Genomic DNA, 18,913 nt, shown 5'->3' with positions numbered 1-18,913 from the left:
ACCAGCCATGCATCTGACCAGCAAGGGCTTTCCGCTGTTTCTGACCTTCGACCTCGATGCCGAGACGATGTGGACGGCGCGCGATCCCGCCTATGCCAGGCGCCCGATCCTGATGTCGCAGGGCGCCTATGGCTGGAAGGTCGGCACCGACCGCGTGCTGGACCTGCTGCGCCGCTACGGCCTGCGCAGCACCTTCTTCATCCCCGGCCTGGTCGTGGACCAGCGCCCCGAGTTGGTCGAGCGCATCCTGCAAGGCGGGCACGAGATCGCCCATCACAGCTATTCGCACCGCTGGATCCTGAACCTCAGCCACGAGGAAGAGCGCGAGGAGATGGAGCGCGGCTTCGAGGCGATCAGGCGCGCCACCGGGCAGGCGCCGCGCGGCTGGCGCTCGCCCGCGGCCGAACTCAGCGACATTTCCATGCAGCTGATGCTGGAATACGGCTTCGACTATTCCTCGAACTTCTTCGACGACGATTCGCCCTATCTGCACGAGGTCGAGGGGCAGCGGACCCGGCTGGTCGAACTGCCCTTCCGCTGGGTGCTGGATGACGCGCCCTTCTTCCAATATTCCATCGTGCTGCCGGGCCGGACCATGCAGGCGCCCTCGGCCCTGCTGGAGGCGTGGACGCTGGAGCTGGACATGCTGCATGCCGAGCGGCGGATGATGATGGTCGGCATGCATCCGCAGATCATCGGCCAGCCCTCGCGCCTGTGGGTGCTTGAGCAGCTGATCCGGCGCGCGCTGGACAAGGGCGACGTGTGGATGGGCCGCTGCGACGAGATGGTCGCCGACATGCGCCCGCGCCTGGAGGGCGCTGCGGCATGAGCGGGGCGCTGGCCGGCCGCCGCATCCTGATCGCCGGCGGCGCGCAGGGCATCGGCCGGGCCACTGTCGCGCGCTTCCTGGCCGAGGGCGCCCGCGTCGCGGTGATCGACCGCGACGGGGCGGCGCTGGATGGGTTGCAGGTGCCGGCCGCGGTGGCCGACATCACCGACAGCGCCGCGCTTGCGGCGGCGGTGACGCGGCTGGCCGGGGCGCTGGGCGGGCTGGACGGGCTGGTCAATTGCGCGGGCCTGGATCTGGTCGCGGCGCTGGAGCAGATCACCGACGAGGCCTGGGACCGGCTGATCGCCGTGAACCTGACCGGCGCGATGAAGCTGTGCCGGGCTGCGGTGCCGCATCTGCGGCAGGCGGGGGGCGGCACCATCGTCCACCTGTCCTCGGGTGCGGGTCTGGTGCCTTTGCGGCTGCGCAGCGGCTATGCCGCCTCCAAGGCGGGGTTGCAGATGTTCTCGAAATCGCTGGCGCTGGAGCTGGCGGACAGCGGCATCCGCGTGAACGTGGTCTGCCCCGGCGCCGTCGACACGCCGCTGCTGCGCAGCTCGATCGACCCGGCGGGCGATGCCGAGGCGCAGTTGCAGGCGGTGCGCGACCGCTATGCCCTGCGCCGCATCGCCGATCCGGCCGAGATCGCCGCGGCGATCCTGTGGCTGACGAGCGGCGAGTCCTCCTATGTCACCGGCGTTGCCCTGGCGGTCGATGGCGGCCGCACCTTTCATTGAGGCCGGCCATGACGGGATGCATGCGGTTCAGGGACAAGACCGTGCTGGTGACGGGCGGCGCGGCGGGCATCGGCGGCGGCATCGCCCGCCGCATGCTGGCCGAGGGCGCGCGGGTCGGGGTCATGGACCTCGACACCGCGCCGCTCGCCGCCGAGGCGGGCGGGCGGCTGCTGCTGGTCCAGGGCGATTGCACGGACGCCGCCGCCCTGGCCGGCTTCCACGACCGTTTCCTGGCCGAACTCGGCCCGGTGGACGTGCTGGTGAACAACCTGGGCCAAAGCGGCCGCGAGCGCAGCGCGCCCTTTTGCGACTCGCGCGAGGAGGTCTGGCGCTTCGTGCTGGAGATCTCGCTGGTCAGCGCCATGCGCATGGCCCGGCTGGTGGCGCCGGCGATGCGCGAGCGCGGTGCCGGGCGCATCGTCAACATGTCGAGCCTTGCCGCCTTTACCGGCGAGCCGGGGTTGGCCGATTACGCCGCCGCCAAGATGGGGGTGATCGGGCTGACCCGCGGCCTGGCCCGCGAACTGGCGCCGCATGGCGTGACGGTGAACGCGGTGGCGCCCGGCGCCATCCGCACCGCCGCGCATGACCGCGTGCCGGCGCAGGTGATCCAGCAGATCGTCGACAAGACCCCGGTCGGCTTCGTCGGCGCGGTCGAGGACGTGGCCGCCGCCGTCGCCTTCCTGGCCAGCGACGAGGCGCGTTTCATCACCGGCCAGACGCTGCTGGTCGATGGCGGCCATTGGATGATCTGAAAGGAGCCCGCGATGACCGAGATCGCCGACCTGAGCGCCGTTGACCTGGCCAAGGCCATCCGCCGCCGCGCCATCTCGCCCGTCGAGGCGACCGAGGCGGCGCTGGAGCGGATCGAGGCGCGCCGCGACCTCAACGCCTTCGTCACCGTCGCCGCCGATGCGGCGCGGGCCGAGGCGCGGGCGGCCGAGGCGGCGGTGATGCGCGGCGACGAATTGGGGCTGCTGCATGGCGTGCCCTATTCGGTCAAGGATCTGCTGGCCACGGCTGGCGTGCGCACCACCATGGGCTCGCGCCTGTTCGCAGAAAGCGTGCCGGCCGAGGATGCGGTCTCGGTCGCCCGCGCCCGCGCCGCCGGCGGCATCATGATCGGCAAGACTACGACGCCGGAATTCGGCCATGCCCAGACCGCCAGCTCGCCGCTGACCGGGCTGACGCTGAACCCGATCGACCCCGGCGTGACGGCGGGCGCGTCCAGCTCCGGCTCGGCGGTGGCGGTGGCGGCGGGCATGGGCCCCTTGTCCATCGGCACCGACGGCGGCGGCTCGATCCGCATCCCGGCCGCCTGCTGCGGCATCGTCGGCATGAAGCCGACGCTGGGCGTCATCCCGCATCTGGCGCTGCCCGACCTGTTCGCCGCCAATTCCTTTGCCGGGCCGATGGCGCGCACCGTGGCGGATGCGGCGCTGTTCTTTCAGGCCATGGCCGGCCCCGACCCCCGCGACCCCTATGGCCAGGCGGCCGTGCAACTCCATCCCGACGACGGGCGCGGGCTCAGGGGGCTGCGCATCGGCTGGATCCCCACCGCCGGCGCGCGGGTCGAGCGCGAGACGGCCGAGATCACCCAGGCCGCCCTGCGCCGCATCGAGGCCGAGGGCGCCGTCGTCGAAGAAGCCGATCTGGATTTCCGCAGTTTCGAGCCGGTGTTCCTGACCCTTTTGCGGGTGGGGCTGGCCGCCCGCGCCGCCCCCGCCTTTGCCGGCCGCGAGGATCTGGTCGCCCCCTCGCTGGTCGAGACGGCGCGGCTGGGGCAGGGCTATTCCGCAGTGGATCTGGCCGAGGCCTCGGCGGCGCGGACGCGGCTGTTCCAGATGATGCAGGCGCATTTCGCCCGCTTCGACCTCTTGGTTTCGCCGGTGCTGACCGCGCCACCGCTGGCCCTGGGCTATGACCCGATGGGCGAGATCGAGATCGACGGCCAGCCCGCCGGCACCATCCGCGGGGCCTGGTATCCGTTCACCTATCCGCAGAACCTGACCGGCCATCCGGCGATCTCGCTGCCCTGGGGGCGGACCCGCGCGGGGCTGCCGGTGGCCTTGCAGCTTTGCGCGCCCTGGTATCGCGACCGGATGCTGCTGCGGCTGGCGGATACGGTGATGCGGCTGGCCTGACGGGCGCGCCGGTCAGTCCAGCGTCCGGCGGAACCGCAGCAGGGCCAGCGTGCCCAGCACCGACACCATGGCCGCGAGCGCGGCGAATTGCGGCGCGACATCGGCCCAGCCCGCGCCCTTCAGCATGATGCCGCGCACCAGCCGCAGCAGATGCGTCACCGGCAGCACCTCGCCCAGGGCCTGCGCCCAGCCCGGCATGCCGCGGAACGGGAACATGAACCCCGACAGCAGCACCGAGGGCAGGAAGATGAAGATCGCGATCTGCATCGCCTGCATCTGCGTGCGCGCCGCGGTCGAGATCAGATAGCCCAGCAGCACCAGCGCCAGCACGAAGACCATCACCCCCGCCAGCAGCAGCCCCAGCGAACCCGCGAAAGGCACGTCGAAGATCGCCCAGGCCGCGCCCAGGATGACGAGGACTTGCACCGCGCCGACGGTCAGGAAGGGGGTGATCTTGCCGATCATGATCTCGGCCGGGGTGGCGGGCATGGCCAGCAGGTTTTCCATGGTGCCGCGCTCGATCTCGCGGGTCAGGGCCATGGCGGTCATCATCACCATGGTCATCTGCAGGATCACCCCCAGAAGGCCGGGGACGATGTTGTATTGCGTGACCGCCTCGGGGTTGTAGCGGCGATGGGTGACGATCTCGGGCGCGGTCCGCGCCGGCCCGGCCGGCAGGTCGCGGCGAAAGGCGCTTTCGGCGATGCCGGGAAGCGCGGCGACGGCGCCGCTGGTCGCCGAGGGGTCCGAGCCGTCCGCCTCGACCAGGATCTGCGGCCGGTCGCCGCGTTCCATCCGCCGGCCGAAATCGGCGGGCACGGTCACGACAAAGGCAACCTCGCCGCGGGTCATCAGCCGCTCGGCCTGGTCGGCGGTGGCAAGGGGGTGGGTGATGCGATAGTAGCCGCTGTTCTCCAGCGCCGCGGCAAAGCTGCGGCCGAACCGATCCTGCACCGGCGCGACCAGGGCCGTGGGCATGTCGCGCGGGTCGCTGTTGATCGCATAGCCGAACAGCAGAAGCTGCATGATCGGCACCCCCAGCATCATGGCGAAGGTCACGCGGTCGCGGCGCATCTGGATGAACTCCTTGCGCAGCAGCGCCCGCAGCCGTGTCGGGGAAAAGCTCATCGCATGTTGTCCTCGGAGAGCTCCATCAGCCGGATGAACACGTCCTCGAGGCTGGTCTCGGCCGGCCGGCCCGTCACGCCCTCGGCGGCCAGCGCGGCTTCGAGCTGTGCGCGGTCGGTGCCGGTCACGTGCAGCGCGGTGCCGAAGGGCTCGACCTGCCCGACGCCCGGTGCCCGGCGCAGGCGCTCGGCCAGCTCGCCCGGCTGCGCCGATTGCACGGTCAGCGTCACCAGCCGCGCGCCTGCGATCACCTCGGCCACGGTGCCCGAGACCACCAGCCGGCCATAGGCGATGTAGTTGATGCGGTGGCAACGCTCGGCCTCGTCCATGTAATGGGTCGAGACCAGCACCGTCATGCCGCCCAATGCGCGGGCGTGGATCTCGTCCCAGAACTGCCGCCGGGCCTTGGGATCGACGCCGGCGGTCGGCTCGTCCAGCAGCAGAAGGCGCGGCTGGTGCATGATGCAGGCGGCCAGCGCCAGCCGCTGCTTCCAGCCGCCCGAGAGGCTGCCGGCGAGCTGGGTCCGGCGCGAGGTCAGGCCCAGATCCTCAAGCGTGTCGCGCACCGCCTGCCGCGGCAGGCCGTAGAGTCCGGCGACGAAGGCCAGGTTCTCCTGGATGGACAGGTCTTCGTAGAACGAGAATTTCTGCGTCATGTAGCCGACCTGCCGCCGGATCGCGCGCTGCTGGCGGCGCAGGTCCAGGCCCAGCACGCGGCCGCTGCCCGCGTCGGGCGTCAGCAAGCCGCAGATCATGCGGATGCAGGTGGTCTTGCCCGAGCCGTTCGGGCCCAGGAAGCCGGCGATCTCGCCCTCGGCCACTTGCAGCGCGACCTCATCGACCACCCGCCTGCCGCCGAAGGATTTCGTCAGCCCGGTCACGTCGATGGCGGTGGCTTGGGTCATGGCGCCTTCCAGACCTCGACGATCTGGCCGGGCTTCAGCGGGCTGCCGGGCTCGGGGCGGGCCTCGACCAGATAGACCAGCTTCTGCCGCGTGTCGCGGGCATAGATGACCGGCGGGGTGAACTCGGCCTCGTCGGCGATGAAGGAGACCGTGGCGCCGGCCGGCGCGCAGCCGTCGCAGCCGACCGTCAGCCTGGTTCCTCGGGCAAGCGCGGCCAGGTCGGCCTCGGCGACATAGAAGCGCAGCGTGACCGCGCCGTCCGGCAGATAGGTCAGGACCGGCGCCGAGGGGCCGGCGATCTCGCCCTCATGCCGCAGGATGTCGGTCACGGTGCCGGGCGTGGGGGCGGTCAGCCGGCGCTGCTGGAGCTGCCATTCCATCGCCTGCCGGTCGGCCTCGGCCTGGGCCAGGGCGGCGCGGGCGGCGGCGATGGCATCGGGGCGGGCGGGCAGGCGGGCGACGGCTAGCCGCGCCTCGGCCTCGCGCACCGCCGCCTCGGCCATCTCGGCGGCGGCGCGGGCGTCTTCCAGTTGCGCGGGCGCGCTGACGCGCTGCGCCAGCAGCCGCTCCTGCCGCGCCGCCTCGCGCGCCGCATGCTCGGCATGGGCGCGGGCCGAGGCCAGCGTCGCCTCGATGGCGGCGATTTCGGGGGCGCGGCCGCCTTTCTCCAGGTCGGCCAGGGTGCTGGCGGCGCGGGCATGGGCGGCCTCGGCCGCGGCCAGCGCCAGCGCGGCGTCGCGGCTCTCCAGCGTCGCCACGGGTTGCCCGGCCTCGACCCGGTCGCCGCGCTGCACCGCCAGCGCCTCGACCCGTGCCGTCGCCAGGGGGGCGATCTGGACATATTCGCCCTCGGCATAGCCGGCGCCCAGCGGCGGCGGCGGGCCGCAATGGGAAAACAGCGCGGCCAGAAAGCCCAGAGAACACAGGAAATCAGCCATCCCCGTCCCCGATCATCCGGTCCAGGTTGGCCAGCATCCGGCGCGTGATCGCCCGCGCCTCGGCCCGCCCGTAATGCCGCCAGCCCATGCGGCGCTGGACGATGGGCGCGGCGACGCGGAAATAGACCGCCTGGCCGACCAGGGAAAACACGGCCAGCTTTACCTCCTCGGCCTCTGCCGGCGCGCCGGTGGCGGCGGACCAGAGCGCGCAAAGCGCCCGGTGGCGCGGTTCGATCAGCGTCGCATAGAGCCGGTCCAGCACCGGGCTGTCCGGCTCGGCCAGCTCGCGCAGCACGAAGGCCACCGCGTCGCTGGCTCCGGGGCTGACGATCATGAAGGTGACGATCCGGCGCACCAGCCGCCGCAGCAGCAGCCGGGCGTGGCGCGGGTCCGGCCGGTCCTGCAAGCCGGGCAGGGGCCGGGCGACCTGCGCCACCCGTTCGGCCACCGCATCGGCGCAGGCGATGCGCAGCCCGTCCTTGCCGCCGAAGTGATAGGCGATCGAGGAGATGTTGGTCCCAGCCTGCGCGGCGATGGTCCGCGTCGATGCGGCCTCGAACCCGCCGCGGCCGAATTGCCGTATCGCGGCCTGGATCAGGGAAATGCAGGTCGGGTGCGCGTCCATGCCGATCCTGCCAGAGGTCAATCAATCAATCGATTGATACAGGATTTTCGGCTTGGAGTCGAGTCCGCAGGGGCGCGGGGCGGGGCCTCCGCCCGCCGCACCGGGCGGGTGATGGGATGCGGCCCGCGCGCAGGTCAGCCCCGCGCGACGGCCTCGCGCACCAAGGCGCCGCGATGGCGGATCACCACGCGGCTGAGATCATGTGCCCGGCGGATGGCGGCGGGGATGTCGGCGCCGTCCAGCCGCGCGGCCAGGTAGCCGGCATTGAAGCTGTCCCCGGCCGAGGTGGTGTCCACCGGCACCTCGCGCGGCAGGCCCTCGACCAGCCCCGCGCCCTCGCGCCCGCCATAGCGGATGGCGTCGCCGCCCGCCTTGACCACGACCTGCCCGGCCCCGCGCGCCAGATAGCGCGCCACCGTCGCCTGCGGATCGGCATCGCCGAAAAAGCCGCGCTCGTCGTCGAAGCTGGGCAGCACCAGGTCGGCCACGGCCGCCGCCGCCTCGATCTCGCGGCACATGGTCGGAATGTCCGGCCAGAGCTTGGGCCGCAGGTTGGGGTCGAAGACCACCTGCGTGCCTGCGTCGCGGGCGCCCTTCAGCGCCGCGATCAGCGCGGCGCGGCCGGCCGGGGGCAGGATGCCCAGGGTGATGCCCGAGAAATAGGCGATGCCTGCGCCCGCCAGTGCCGCGGCCAGCGCGGCCGGATCGTCGGCCAGCCCCCTGGCCGCCGAGGTGTCGCGCCAATAGCTGAAGCTGCGCTCGCCATCCTTCAGCGAGATGGCATAGAGCGCGATCTCGCGCTGCGGGTCGCGGGTGACATGGGTCGCGTCGATCCCCTCGGCGGCCAGGAAATCGACCATCTGCTGCGAGAACTCGCCCAGGCCCACGCGGCTGCAATAGGCGACGCGCCAGTCGGCCGGCAGCAGGCGGCGCAGATACCAGGCGGTGTTCAGCGTGTCGCCGGCGATGCCCAGCCGCCACAGCCCGTCCTGGCCCGAGGGCGACAGCTCGACCATCGCTTCGCCGATGGAAAGGATGGGCTTGCCGGTCATGATGCCAACTCCGTCGCCATGGCCGCGCGCAAGCCGTCGCGGCGGATATGGCTGACGGTCCGGCGCACCGCCTGGGTGAAACCGGCATCGCCGACCAGCGATGGCGGTGTCAGACCCGGCAGCGCCAGGACCGAGCGCACCAGCGCCGCGTCGTCCTCGCCCGCCTTGCGGGCCAGCTCCAGCAGCGCCGCGCCGCGCGGATCATCCGGGGCCTGCTGCTGCGTGGTCAGCCAGGCCAGCCAGGTCGCGGTGGCGAAGGCGAAGGGGCGGGCGTCGTTGCCGGCTTGCAGCGCCTCGGCCGCGGGGGCGAACCAGCGCTGCGGCAGTTTCTCGGTGCCGTCCATGGCGATCTGCCGGGTCTGGTGGGCGATGGCGGGGTTGGCAAAGCGTGCCAGCAGCGCCGCGGCATAGGCTTCGGGGTCGAGCCCGGCGCCCTGCGGCAGGGTCGCGCCTGCTGCCCGCATGTGGCGGCGGACCAGCGCCACCAGCGACGGATCGGCCATGGCGTCGCGGACATGGGGCAGGTCCAGCATCTGCCCGGCATAGGCGATCAGGGAATGGCTGCCGTTCAGCATGCGCAGCTTCATCGCCTCATGCGGGCGCACGTCCTGGACGAACAGCGCGCCGCCGGCCTCCCATACCGGGCGGCCCTGCGGGAAATGGTCCTCGATCACCCATTGGCTGAAGGGCTCGGTCTCGACCGCGGCCAGGTCGCGATACCCGGTCAGCGCCTCGGCATCGGCCAGGGTGCGTTCGGTCGTAGCCGGGGTGATGCGGTCCACCATGGTCGCCGGAAAGGCGACATGATCGGCGATCCAGCCGGCCAGACCGGGGTCGCGGCGGCGGGCAAAGCCCAGCACCCCGGCGCGCAGCAAGGCGCCGTTGTCGGGCAGGTTGTCGCAGCTGAGCACCGTGAAGGGCGCGACCCCGGCCTCGCGCCGCGCCGCCAGGGCCGCGGTGATGATGCCCAGCACACCCTGCGGCGCCTGCGGCTGCGCCAGGTCGGCGGCCACCGCCGGATGGGCCGGATCGGCATCCATGGCGGCGCGGTCGATGCCGTAAGCCTTTTCCGAGACGGTCAGCGACAGGATGCGGATCGCCGGATCGCAGGCGGCGCGCAGGATCGCGGCTGCGTCGCCGCCGATGGCCGGGCCATGCGCGCCGATCACCCGCGCCCGGTCGCTGTCCGAACGCTCCAGCACGGTGAAAAGCCCGTCCTGCGCGTTCAGCGCCTCCGGGATCTCGCGGCTGCGCAGGTTGGCGCCGAGGATGCGCCAGTCGCCGCCCTCGGCCGCCAGCGCATCGTCGGTATGGACCGCCTGATGCGCGCGGTGAAAGGCGCCCAGCCCCAGATGCAGGATGCCCATGCCATGCGCCGCGCGGTCATAGCGCGGCCGCGCGACGCCGGGCGGCAGGTCGGCCAGCCTGATCAGCGGCGCGCTCATGTCCGTGCCCCGTGGCTCAGCGCCAGTTCCACGCCGCGCAGCTCGGCCAGGCCCTTGAGCCGGCCGATGGCGGGATAGCCGGGCTGGCCGCCGCGGCCGATATCGTCCAGGATGTCCTGGCCGTGATCGGGGCGCATCGGGATCACGGCATCGGCGCGGCCGGCGGCGCGGCGGCGGGCTTCCTCGCGCAGCACCGCGGCGACCAGCGCCACCATGTCGGTCTGGCCGCCCAGATGTTCGTCCTCGAAGAACGAGCCGCGGATCGCATCCGTGTCGCGGCGCACGTTGCGCAGGTGCAGGAAATGCACCCGGTCGCCCAGCCGCGCCATCATGCCCGGCAGGTCATTGTCCGGCCGCGCCCCCAGCGAGCCCGAGCAGAGCGTGATGCCGTTTGCCGGCAGGTCCACGGCGGCCATGCGCTCGGCGTAATCCGCCTCGGTGGACATCACCCGCGGCAGGCCCAAAAGGCCGAAGGGCGGGTCGTCGGGATGGCAGCAGAGCCGCACCCCGATCTCTTGCGCGACCGGGACGACCTGTTCCAGGAAATCGTGGAAATGCCGGCGCAGCACCGCGTCCGTCACCGGGGCATAGCTGTCCAGGAGCGCCCGCACGTCCTGCAGGGTGAAATGCTCGGCCGCGCCGGGCAGGCCGAAGACCACGTTGCCGGCCAGCTCTTCGCGCCGGGCCTCGTCCATCTGGGCGAAGCGGCGGGCGGCCTCGTCGCGCACCTCCTCGGGGAAATCCTCGGCCGCGCCCTTGCGCTGCAGGATATGGATGTCGAAGGCGGCGAAATCGGTGAAGTCGAAGCGCATGCAGCGTGCGCCGTTCGGGCGCCGCCAGGCCAGGTCGGTGCGGGTCCAGTCCAGCACCGGCATGAAATTGTAGCAGATGACCTCGATCCCGGCCTCCTTCAGGTTGCGCATCGAGGCGATCCAGTTCTCGACATGCGCCCGCCAGTCGCCGGTCTGGGTCTTGATCGCCTCGCTGACCGGCAGGCTTTCGACCACCTCCCATTTCAGGCCCGAGGGCGCGCCGTCCGCCATCAGCGCCAGTTCGGCCTGCCGGCGGGCGATTTCCCCGGGGGACCAGACGGTTCCGGTCGGGACGTGGTGCAGGGAGGTCACAACGCCCTGCACCCCCGCCTGCAGCATGTCGTCGATCGAGACCCGATCCTTGGGGCCGAACCAGCGCCAGGTATGTCGCATTTCACGTTTCCTTGTTCCTCAGGCGGCATTGCCGCGGTCGTCGGGCCACAGGCAGCCGGAACCGAAATCCTTGATGTCGTTGACGCCGCATAGCGCCATGGTGATGTCCATTTCGCGGCGCAGGATGGCCAGCGCCGTCTCGACGCCCCTTTGCCCCATGGCGCCCAGCCCATAGGTGAAGGCGCGGCCGACAAAGACGCCGTTCGCGCCGCTGGCGATGGCCTTCAGCGCCTCCTGTCCCGACTGGATGCCGCCGTCGAGATAAAGCGGAAAGTCCGGGCCGACCGCCCGGCGGATCGCGGGCAGCGTGCGGATGGTCGAGGGGGCGCCGTCCAGCTGCCGCCCGCCATGGTTCGAGACCAGGATCGCGTCGCAGCCGGTATCCAGCGCGCGCCGCGCGTCCTCGGGGTCGTTGATGCCTTTCAGGATCACCGGCCCGCCCCATTTGCGGATGATCTGTTCGACCCGCGCCCAGTCCAGCCGCTGGTCGAACTGGCGCGCGGTCCAGTCCATCAGGTCGCCCAGGCTGTCGACGCCGCGGGCATGGCCGACGATATTGCCGAAGCTGCGCCGGCGCGTGCCCAGCATCCCCAGCGCCCAGCGGGGATGCAGCGCGATGTCGATCAGGTTCGGCAGCGTCAGCCGCGGCGGTGCGGTCATGCGGTTCTTCAGATCCTTGTGGCGCTGGCCCTGAATGGTCAGGTCCAGCGTCAGCACCAGCGCCGTGACCCCGGCGCGGCGGGCGCGGTCCAGGATATTGTCAAGGAACTCCTCGTCCCGCAGGGTATAGAGCTGGAACCAGAACGGCGCCCCCGTCGCTGCCGCCACGTCCTCCAGCGAGCACATCGACATGGTCGACAGCGTGAAGGGCACGCCGGCGGAATGCGCGGCGCGGGCGGCGAGGATCTCGCCATCCGGGTGCTGCATGCCCAAGAGCCCCACCGGGGCCAGAGCCAGCGGCATCGAGACCGGCTGGCCCAGCATGGTGGTGGCAAGGCTGCGGGCCTCGATGTTGCGGGCGACGCGCTGGCGCAGCAGGATGCGTTCGAAATCGGCGCGGTTGGCGCGATAGGTGCTGCCGGTCCAGGCGCCGACATCGACGTAATCGTAGAACATGCGCGGGACGCGCCGCCGGTGCAGGCGGCGCAGATCCTCGATCTCGGTGATGACCGGCATGATTCAGTCCCCGAAATCCAGCTGTACCTTGACCGCCTGCGCCCGGTCGCCGGCCAGGTCGAAGGCCCGCTGCGCCTCGGCCGCGGGCAGGACTTGCGTGACCATGGGCGACAGGTCGATCTGGCCCGCGCCGATCATGTGCGCGGCCTCGGCAAATTCGCGGTCGAAGCGGTGCGTGCCGAAAAGGCGCAACTCCTTGGCGACGATCAGGTTCAAGGGCAGGGGCAGGGTGCCGCCGACGCCGATCTGGACCATGGTGGCCTGCGGCCGCGCCAAGCCGATGGCCTGCGCGATGGCATGGGGATTGGCCGAGCATTCCAGCACCACGTCGATGCGGCCCTTGCCCTGGGCCAGGTCGGCCAGGGCGTCGGGATCTTCGGCCACGTTCACCGCCCGGTCGGCGCCCATGCGGCGGGCGATCTCCAGCGTGAAGTCCTGCACATCCGTCACCACGATCTCGGCCGCGCCGCGCAGGCGGGCCAGCGCGGTGCAGATGGCGCCGATGGGACCGGCGCCGGTGATCAGCACCCGCTGGCCGGACAGGTCGGGCGCCATGGTCAGGGCGTGCAGGCAGACGGCCAGCGGCTCGGCCCCGGCGGCGGCTTCGGCGCTGGTTCCTTCGGGCAGCGGCAGGCATTGGCCCAGCGGGTGATACAGCCGGTTGCGGAAGAAGCCGTCCTCATGCGGCATCCGCATGGCCGAGCCGTTGAAGCGCATGGCCAGGCAATGCCGCTCGGTCCCCGCGCGGCAATAGTCGCATTCGCCGCAGGGGCGCGAGGGCGACAGCGCCACCAGTTGGCCCGGCACCAGACCGGACCCCTCGGGCGCGCTTTCCACCACGCCGGCGGCTTCGTGGCCCAGCACGATGGGTTGGCGCACCCGGACCGGGCCGAAGTCGCCATCGTGATAGTAATGCAGGTCCGAGCCGCAGATGCCGCCGCGCAGCACGCGGATCAGGGCGGTGCCTGGGGCGGGTTGCGGTTCGGCCAGGGGCTCGATCCGCAGGTCGTGGGCCGCGTGCAGGCGGCAGGCGATGTCGCGTGTCATGTCAGTTCCCCATCAGCGTCGTCGGCAGCCAGGTGGCGAAGGGCGGGTAATAGGAGACCAGCAGCAGCACCACGATGTTCGAGATCAGGAAGGGAATGACCGCGCTGATCACCTTGGCCAAGGGCTCGCGGGCGATGTTGCAGGCGACGAACAGGCAGACCCCCACCGGCGGCGTGGTCAGGCCGATCATCAGGTTCAAGACCGCGAAGGTGGCGAAATGCAGCGGCTCGATGCCGACGCTGGTCGCCAGCCCAAGCAGGGGCACGAACAGGATGATGAGGGCCGCGATGGTTTCCATGAACATGCCGATGCACAGCAGCAGCACGTTGATCAGCAGGATGACCAGGATCGGGTTGTCGGTGATCGCCAGCACGCTGCTGACCAGCATCTGCGGGATGCGCTCGGAGGCCAGGATCGAGCCGAAGACATTGGCGAAGCCCACCAGCGCCAGGATGCCGGCCGAGGAGATCGCGCTGTTGACGACGATGCGCGGCACCGCGCGGATCGGCAACTCGCGATAGACGAAGGCGCCGACGACAAAGGCGTAGAGGCAGGCGACGATGGCGGTCTCGGTCGGCGTCGCGATGCCGGTCAGCAGCCCGCCGATGATCAGCCCGGTCATGGCCAGCGCCCAGAAGGCGGCGAGGAAGGCCGCGACCAGCTCGCCGAAGCCCTGCCATTGCTGGCGCGGATAGTTGCGGCGCACGGCAAGGATATAGCAGGTGATCGCCATGCCGATGCCCATCAGAACGCCCGGCACCGCACCGGCCAGGAACAGCTGCCCGACCGAGATGCCCGACAGGGCGCCGACGATGATCATCGGCACGCTGGGCGGCAGCATCGGTCCAACCGTCGCCGAGGCGGCGGTGATCGCGGCGGCGAAATCGCCGGGATAGCCGGATTTCTTCATGCCGGGGATCATCACCCCGCCGGTCGCGGCGACATCGGCGACCGCCGTGCCCGAGACGCCGCCGAACATCATCGAATCCGCGACATTGGCCATGGCCAGCCCGCCGCGCATCCAGCCCACCATGGCATTGGCCAGGCGGATGATGCGTTCGGTGATGCCGCCGAAGTTCATCAGGTTGCCGGCCAGGATGAAGCCGGGAATGCACAGCAGCACGAAGACGTCCATGCCCGCATACATGCGCTGCGGGATGATGACGACCGGCAGCCCCGCTGACAGGATATAGGCCAGCGAGGCCAGCCCCAGGCAGACCGCGACCGGCACGCCAAGCGCCAGCGTCACGATGAAGGTGGTTAGAAGCAGGAAAAGGTCCATGGATCAGGCTTCCTCGGCAAGGTGGGGCCGCCCGTCATCGGTGCCGGCGATCATGCCGATCACCCGCAAAAGCGCGAACAGGAACAGCAGGACCGACAGCACCAGAACCGAAGCGTGGATGATGTCCATCGGCCAGCGCAGGCTGGGCGAGCGCTGGAAGGCGCCGATGGTGGTGAATTTCCAGGCCGGCCAGACCATCACCGCGCCAAGCGCCGCGGTGCAGATCGCCGCGATCAGCCGCATCCACCAGGCGCGGGCCTCCGAGACGGTTTCCTGCAGCAGGTCCACGTTCACCAGCTCGCCCGTCATCAGCGACAGGCCGATGCCGAAGGCGGTCATGTAGAGCAGCAGATAGCGCGACAGTTCCTCGGTCCAGACCGGCGAGGGCAGGCCGAAGGTCCGGGTGGCGATCTGAAGCGTGACCACCACGATCAGCGCGAAGAAGGCGATGCCCACCGCAAACCGGCTGGCCGCCGCGACGCCGCGTTGCAAGAGTGCCAGGTTTTTCATGGTTCCAAACCCTTGGGGAAGGCCCCGGCGCGGGCTGCGCGCCGGCTCCGTCCCGTTGCCGTTCAGTGGTTGAACAGATCCTCGACGATGGGCCTGATGCTTTCGTCGACGCTTTTGATCACCGCATCGCGCGAGCCCTCGGCGAATGCCTGCTGGTCGACCTCGACGAAGGTCATGCCCTTGGCCTCCAGATCGGCGCGGATGGCGTCCTCGTCCTGCAGGAACTGCTCGCGCTCGAACTCTTGCGCGATGCGGGCGGCCTCCAGCACATGGGCCTGGTCCTCTTCGGACAGGCGCTGCCAGACCTGCTCGGCGATGGTCAGGTAGATCCAGCTGCGCACATGCTCGGTCTGGTTCACATGGCTCTGCACCTCGTTCAGCGAGGCGGCCTGGATCAGCGCCAGCGGGTTTTCCTGCCCGCCGATGGTGCCGTTCTGCAGCGAGGTGAAGACTTCCGAGAAAGCCATCGGCGTCGGCTGGGCGCCGAGCGCGGTCCAGGTGTCGACGAAGAGCGGCACGTTGGGCACCCGCAGCCGCATGCGGTTCAGCTCGGCCGGGGTGGTGATGGGGTGGTTCGCGGTCAGGTTGCGCGGGCCGCGGGCGAAATAGGCGATGGGCCTGACCTGCGCGCGCTCGATGATCTGCGCCTCGATCTGCTGGCCGATCTCGCCGCCGGCGACCGCGTCCATGTGTTCAAGCGACTGATAGGCATAGGGAATGGCCAGCAGGGCCGCCATGGGCGCCCAGTTCTGAAGGCTTTCGCCGGTGATGGTCATCTCGACCGTGCCGAGCTGCATGCCGTTGATCAGGTCCATCTCGCGGCCCAGCGAGTCGTTCGGGAAGACCTCGACGGCGATGCGGCCCTCGGTCAGGCGGTCAAGCTCCTCGGCGAATTTCAGCGACGCCTTGTGCCAGGAGTTCTGCTCGTTCGCCAGATGGCCGAGCTTCAGCGTCAGTTCTGCGGCCGAGGCGCCCATGGCGGAAGCGGCGGTCATGCAGGCCACGGCCAGCGCCGCGAAGCGGCGACGGTTCAGGGTGATCATGGTTCTCCTCCGGGATGATGCGGGGTCAGGGTATGAAAAGTTCGGGGCGCGCGCGCGCGATCTCGGGCAGGTCGTTGAGCAATTCGCGCAGGTGGCGGCGCATGGCGGCTTCGGCCAGGCCGGGATCGTGGTTGCGCAGGCCCTCGACGATCTCGGCGTGCTGGCCGATCAGCTTCTGGATGTCGAAGGTGCGCGCGGTGATGTAGCGCAGGCGGTTCATCTGCGATTTCAGCCCCTCCAGCACCTCCCAGACCGCCTCCTGCCCGGCGGCCACGGCCAGCAGCCGGTGGAAGCGGTCGTCCAGCCGCACGAAGGTTTCGGCATCGTTGCGGGCGACGGCCTGGGCCTGTTCCTCGATCTCGCGGTCCAGATGGGCCAGCAGCCGGTCGTCGGCCTGCTTGGCCAGCATGCGGATCAGATCGCTCTCGACCGCCTCGCGGATCAGCCGCGCCGACAGCACCGCCGAAACCGAGATGCGGCGAATATAGGTGCCGCGCTGGGGCCGGACCTCGGCCAGCCCGTCGGCGGTCAGGCGGATGAAGGCCTCGCGCACCGGCTGGCGGCTGACGCCGACCTGGGTGGCGATCTCGGTTTCGCTCAGCCGGGTGCCGGGCGGCAGCGCGCCGCGCAGGATCGCGTCCCGCAGCCAGTCATAGACCTGCGGCGCGGTTGAAAGCGTGAAGTCGATATTGGGCTGCATGGACATGATTCTTCCCCCTGGGCCGGATGTATTGCATACTTGCATACTAGTAAATAAAAAAGATGCATCATGTGGGCAGCGAAGGCGCGATCGCTTCGAGGCAGCGCGATCACGGGATGGGCCAGGGCAGCGGGCCGATCGACGGAAATCCCCCGCATCGCCGCATATCGCGGCTTTGACCGCTATCGCGTCCCGGTTTTCCGCACGGTTTCCCCGAAAGCGCGGCGATAGGCGCGTGCCAGCGTGGCGGGCGACGAGAACCCGGTACGCGAGGCGATCTCGCCCAGCGACAGCTTGGTTTCCAGCGCCAGCGCCCGGGCATGGGACAGCCGGATCTGCCGGTAATAGCCGCCGGCCGACAGGCCCAGATGGGCATGGAACAGCCGGTCCATGCTGCGCGGCGACAGCGCCGCGCGCTCGGCGATGCGGGGCAGGGGCAAGGGCTGTTCGGCGGTTTCGCGCATGGCGACGATGGCGCGCTGCAGCGCCGGTGGCAGGGCGCTGTCGGTCATGCGGCTGGGCAATTGCCATTCCACCGGATCGGTGCTGCGGCCCATGACCCGGCCGAACATGTTGGCCACGTCGAAGCGCAGCGCCTCGCCTGCCTGTGCGCCGATCAGGTCCAGCGACCAGCTGAGTACGCTTTGCGCGCCGCCGCAGGTGACGATATTGCCGTCCGCGACATAGGGGTCGGGCACCACGGTGATTTCCGGAAAGGCCTCGGCCAGCGCCTCGCGCTCCATCCAGTGGATCGCGGCACGGCGCCCGGCCAGCAGGCCCATCTGCGCCAGCAGCCACGCCCCGGTGTCGAGGCCGCCCAACACCGGCAGCCCGCGCGCCTTGCGCAGCACCGCCCGCATCGAGTCGCGCTGCAAATGGTCGCGCATGCCGTAGCCCGAGACCAGGATCAGCGCATCCGTCGCCCCCACCCGTTCCAGCGGCAGATCGACCGCGATCGCCAGCCGCGACGAGCTGGTGACCGCCCCGCCGTCCAGCGAGCTGACCTGCCAGGAAAACAGCCGCCGCCCCGACAGGTCGCGGGCCGCCCGCAGGGGCTCGATGGCGCTGGCCAGCACCATGTTCGAGAAGCCGTCGAACAGCAGGAAGGTCAGGTGCAGCGGCGATTTTGGCGACATGGGCAAAGATTATGGCGTAAACTGCACATCATGCCAGCCAAATAGCTGTCAGGCTGCGGTGAAATCACACATTGCCGGAGCCATGAATGAACCGTGACGTCTTCATCACCTGCGCGGTGACCGGATCGGGGCAGAGCCACAAGAAGTCCGACCTGGTGCCGATCACGCCCCGCCAGATCGCCGAAGCCTGCATCGAGGCGGCGAAGGCGGGTGCGGCCATCGCCCATGTGCATGTGCGCGATCCCGATACCGGCGCCCCATCGCGCGATCCGGCGCTGTATCGCGAGGTGGTGGAGCGGGTGCGCTCCGCGGGCACCGACGTGGTGCTGAACCTGACGGCGGGCATGGGCGGCGACATCGTGCTGGGCTCGGCCGAGGCGCCGCTGCCGCTGTCGCCGCAATCCGACCTGATCGGCGCCAGCGAGCGGCTGGTACATGTCGAGGAACTGCTGCCCGAGATCTGCACCCTCGATTGCGGCACGATGAACTTCGCCGAGGCCGATTACGTCATGACCAACACCCCCGGTACGCTGCGCGCCATGGCGGCACGCATCCAGGCGGCGGGGGTGCGGCCCGAGATCGAGGTCTTCGACACCGGCCATCTGTGGCTGGCCAAGACGCTGGTGGAGGAGGGGCTGATCGACGATCCGGTGATGATCCAGCTGTGCATGGGCATCCCCTATGGTGCGCCGGCCGATCCGAACAGCCTGATGGCGATGGTGAACAACATCCCGCCCGGCTGGGTCTATTCCATGTTCTCGATCGGGCGGATGCAGCTTCCCTATGTCGCGCAGGCGGCGCTGGCCGGCGGCAATGTGCGCGTCGGGCTTGAGGACAACATCTGGCTGGACAAGGGCGTGCCGGCCCGCAACGGCGATCTGGTCGAGCGGGCGGCGACGATCCTGAATGCGATGGGCTGCCGCATCCTCGGTCCGCAGGAGGTGCGCGACAAGCTGAAGCTGACCCGGCGCTGAGCCGCAGGCCGAACCAATCCATAACACAAGACAGGGG

At 70.3% G+C, this 18,913-nt stretch carries 19 protein-coding genes; 5 read left to right on the top strand and 14 right to left on the bottom strand.

Translation table 11 applies throughout. From position 1 onward, the window contains the following. The first annotated feature begins 7 nt into the window (after positions 1-7). The 4 genes from ACDP63_RS01850 to ACDP63_RS01835 are packed head-to-tail and all read left to right on the top strand — an operon-like array spanning position 8 to position 3,710. Positions 8-829: a polysaccharide deacetylase family protein gene (locus ACDP63_RS01850; protein ID WP_024843809.1), complete on the top strand. Its 822-nt coding sequence runs from the start codon at positions 8-10 to the stop codon at positions 827-829. Then, positions 826-1,566, top strand: a complete 741-nt coding sequence (locus tag ACDP63_RS01845; RefSeq protein ID WP_024843808.1) for an SDR family NAD(P)-dependent oxidoreductase — start codon at positions 826-828, stop codon at positions 1,564-1,566. The genes ACDP63_RS01850 and ACDP63_RS01845 overlap by 4 nt, the downstream gene beginning before the upstream one ends. 8 nt (positions 1,567-1,574) lie before the next feature. Further along, positions 1,575-2,321, top strand: a complete 747-nt coding sequence (locus ACDP63_RS01840) for an SDR family NAD(P)-dependent oxidoreductase (protein WP_028710249.1) — start codon at positions 1,575-1,577, stop codon at positions 2,319-2,321. A gap of 12 nt (positions 2,322-2,333) precedes the next feature. Then, positions 2,334-3,710 (top strand): amidase, encoded by a 1,377-nt coding sequence (locus tag ACDP63_RS01835; protein WP_024843806.1) that lies wholly within the window; start codon positions 2,334-2,336, stop codon positions 3,708-3,710. A 12-nt stretch (positions 3,711-3,722) separates the two neighbouring features. Here the strand turns inward: ACDP63_RS01835 and ACDP63_RS01830 are convergent, their stop codons facing one another. The 14 genes from ACDP63_RS01830 to ACDP63_RS01765 form a co-directional block, all read right to left on the bottom strand. Continuing rightward, positions 3,723-4,838, bottom strand: coding sequence for an ABC transporter permease (locus ACDP63_RS01830; protein ID WP_028710250.1), 1,116 nt, complete (start codon positions 4,836-4,838; stop codon positions 3,723-3,725). Beyond that, the gene (locus tag ACDP63_RS01825) at positions 4,835-5,743 is read right to left on the bottom strand and encodes an ABC transporter ATP-binding protein (RefSeq protein ID WP_409927644.1); all 909 of its coding nucleotides are present in this window, start codon (positions 5,741-5,743) and stop codon (positions 4,835-4,837) included. The genes ACDP63_RS01830 and ACDP63_RS01825 overlap by 4 nt, the downstream gene beginning before the upstream one ends. Beyond that, positions 5,740-6,681, bottom strand: coding sequence for an HlyD family secretion protein (locus ACDP63_RS01820; protein ID WP_028710251.1), 942 nt, complete (start codon positions 6,679-6,681; stop codon positions 5,740-5,742). Before ACDP63_RS01820 ends, ACDP63_RS01825 begins: the two co-directional genes overlap by 4 nt. Further along, entirely contained in the window at positions 6,674-7,306 is a 633-nt protein-coding gene (locus tag ACDP63_RS01815) for a CerR family C-terminal domain-containing protein (protein WP_036747290.1), read from the bottom strand. The genes ACDP63_RS01820 and ACDP63_RS01815 overlap by 8 nt, the downstream gene beginning before the upstream one ends. A gap of 134 nt (positions 7,307-7,440) precedes the next feature. Continuing rightward, complete coding sequence (locus ACDP63_RS01810; RefSeq protein WP_024843801.1) at positions 7,441-8,358, bottom strand: sugar kinase; 918 nt, start codon at positions 8,356-8,358, stop codon at positions 7,441-7,443. Beyond that, complete coding sequence (locus ACDP63_RS01805) at positions 8,355-9,803, bottom strand: mannitol dehydrogenase family protein (RefSeq protein ID WP_024843800.1); 1,449 nt, start codon at positions 9,801-9,803, stop codon at positions 8,355-8,357. Before ACDP63_RS01805 ends, ACDP63_RS01810 begins: the two co-directional genes overlap by 4 nt. After that, the gene (gene uxuA, locus ACDP63_RS01800; RefSeq protein ID WP_409927643.1) at positions 9,800-11,008 is read right to left on the bottom strand and encodes a mannonate dehydratase; all 1,209 of its coding nucleotides are present in this window, start codon (positions 11,006-11,008) and stop codon (positions 9,800-9,802) included. The genes ACDP63_RS01805 and uxuA overlap by 4 nt, the downstream gene beginning before the upstream one ends. A gap of 18 nt (positions 11,009-11,026) precedes the next feature. After that, positions 11,027-12,184 (bottom strand): alpha-hydroxy acid oxidase, encoded by a 1,158-nt coding sequence (locus tag ACDP63_RS01795; protein ID WP_024843798.1) that lies wholly within the window; start codon positions 12,182-12,184, stop codon positions 11,027-11,029. Positions 12,185-12,187: 3 nt separating this feature from the next. Then, entirely contained in the window at positions 12,188-13,231 is a 1,044-nt protein-coding gene (locus tag ACDP63_RS01790; protein ID WP_028710252.1) for an L-idonate 5-dehydrogenase, read from the bottom strand. A gap of 1 nt (position 13,232) precedes the next feature. After that, complete coding sequence (locus ACDP63_RS01785) at positions 13,233-14,513, bottom strand: TRAP transporter large permease (protein ID WP_024843796.1); 1,281 nt, start codon at positions 14,511-14,513, stop codon at positions 13,233-13,235. A 3-nt stretch (positions 14,514-14,516) separates the two neighbouring features. Continuing rightward, on the bottom strand, positions 14,517-15,023 hold the full coding sequence (locus ACDP63_RS01780) for a TRAP transporter small permease (protein ID WP_024843795.1): 507 nt from the start codon (positions 15,021-15,023) through the stop codon (positions 14,517-14,519). Positions 15,024-15,085: 62 nt separating this feature from the next. Continuing rightward, positions 15,086-16,066 (bottom strand): TRAP transporter substrate-binding protein, encoded by a 981-nt coding sequence (locus ACDP63_RS01775; protein WP_024843794.1) that lies wholly within the window; start codon positions 16,064-16,066, stop codon positions 15,086-15,088. Positions 16,067-16,091: 25 nt separating this feature from the next. Further along, positions 16,092-16,772, bottom strand: coding sequence for a GntR family transcriptional regulator (locus ACDP63_RS01770; RefSeq protein WP_051419604.1), 681 nt, complete (start codon positions 16,770-16,772; stop codon positions 16,092-16,094). 176 nt (positions 16,773-16,948) lie between these two features. Continuing rightward, positions 16,949-17,902 (bottom strand): GlxA family transcriptional regulator, encoded by a 954-nt coding sequence (locus tag ACDP63_RS01765; protein ID WP_024843792.1) that lies wholly within the window; start codon positions 17,900-17,902, stop codon positions 16,949-16,951. An 86-nt stretch (positions 17,903-17,988) separates the two neighbouring features. Here ACDP63_RS01765 and ACDP63_RS01760 point away from each other — a divergent pair, with 86 nt between their 5' ends. Continuing rightward, positions 17,989-18,876 (top strand): 3-keto-5-aminohexanoate cleavage protein, encoded by an 888-nt coding sequence (locus ACDP63_RS01760; protein ID WP_024843791.1) that lies wholly within the window; start codon positions 17,989-17,991, stop codon positions 18,874-18,876. Positions 18,877-18,913: the final 37 nt, after the last annotated feature.

Source organism: Paracoccus sp. P2, assembly GCF_046335115.1.
Classification (GTDB): Bacteria; Pseudomonadota; Alphaproteobacteria; order Rhodobacterales; family Rhodobacteraceae; genus Paracoccus; species Paracoccus pantotrophus.
The sequence above is the reverse complement of the archived record's forward strand: the minus strand, read 5'-3'. Positions and strand labels throughout refer to the sequence as shown.

Excerpts from the sequence above, each read along its gene's own strand:
- ACDP63_RS01775 (WP_024843794.1), bottom strand. The coding sequence starts at position 16,066 with ATGATCACCCTGAACCGTCGCCGCTTCGCGGCGCTGGCCGTGGCCTGC.
- ACDP63_RS01785 (WP_024843796.1), bottom strand. The coding sequence starts at position 14,513 with ATGGACCTTTTCCTGCTTCTAACCACCTTCATCGTGACGCTGGCGCTT.
- ACDP63_RS01795 (WP_024843798.1), bottom strand. The coding sequence starts at position 12,184 with ATGCCGGTCATCACCGAGATCGAGGATCTGCGCCGCCTGCACCGGCGG.
- uxuA (WP_409927643.1), bottom strand. The coding sequence starts at position 11,008 with ATGCGACATACCTGGCGCTGGTTCGGCCCCAAGGATCGGGTCTCGATC.
- ACDP63_RS01840 (WP_028710249.1), top strand. The coding sequence starts at position 1,575 with ATGACGGGATGCATGCGGTTCAGGGACAAGACCGTGCTGGTGACGGGC.
- ACDP63_RS01825 (WP_409927644.1), bottom strand. The coding sequence starts at position 5,743 with ATGACCCAAGCCACCGCCATCGACGTGACCGGGCTGACGAAATCCTTC.
- ACDP63_RS01845 (WP_024843808.1), top strand. The coding sequence starts at position 826 with ATGAGCGGGGCGCTGGCCGGCCGCCGCATCCTGATCGCCGGCGGCGCG.
- ACDP63_RS01810 (WP_024843801.1), bottom strand. The coding sequence starts at position 8,358 with ATGACCGGCAAGCCCATCCTTTCCATCGGCGAAGCGATGGTCGAGCTG.
- ACDP63_RS01780 (WP_024843795.1), bottom strand. The coding sequence starts at position 15,023 with ATGAAAAACCTGGCACTCTTGCAACGCGGCGTCGCGGCGGCCAGCCGG.
- ACDP63_RS01830 (WP_028710250.1), bottom strand. The coding sequence starts at position 4,838 with ATGAGCTTTTCCCCGACACGGCTGCGGGCGCTGCTGCGCAAGGAGTTC.
- ACDP63_RS01815 (WP_036747290.1), bottom strand. The coding sequence starts at position 7,306 with ATGGACGCGCACCCGACCTGCATTTCCCTGATCCAGGCCGCGATACGG.
- ACDP63_RS01835 (WP_024843806.1), top strand. The coding sequence starts at position 2,334 with ATGACCGAGATCGCCGACCTGAGCGCCGTTGACCTGGCCAAGGCCATC.
- ACDP63_RS01805 (WP_024843800.1), bottom strand. The coding sequence starts at position 9,803 with ATGAGCGCGCCGCTGATCAGGCTGGCCGACCTGCCGCCCGGCGTCGCG.
- ACDP63_RS01770 (WP_051419604.1), bottom strand. The coding sequence starts at position 16,772 with ATGTCCATGCAGCCCAATATCGACTTCACGCTTTCAACCGCGCCGCAG.
- ACDP63_RS01765 (WP_024843792.1), bottom strand. The coding sequence starts at position 17,902 with ATGTCGCCAAAATCGCCGCTGCACCTGACCTTCCTGCTGTTCGACGGC.
- ACDP63_RS01790 (WP_028710252.1), bottom strand. The coding sequence starts at position 13,231 with ATGACACGCGACATCGCCTGCCGCCTGCACGCGGCCCACGACCTGCGG.
- ACDP63_RS01820 (WP_028710251.1), bottom strand. The coding sequence starts at position 6,681 with ATGGCTGATTTCCTGTGTTCTCTGGGCTTTCTGGCCGCGCTGTTTTCC.
- ACDP63_RS01850 (WP_024843809.1), top strand. The coding sequence starts at position 8 with ATGCATCTGACCAGCAAGGGCTTTCCGCTGTTTCTGACCTTCGACCTC.
- ACDP63_RS01760 (WP_024843791.1), top strand. The coding sequence starts at position 17,989 with ATGAACCGTGACGTCTTCATCACCTGCGCGGTGACCGGATCGGGGCAG.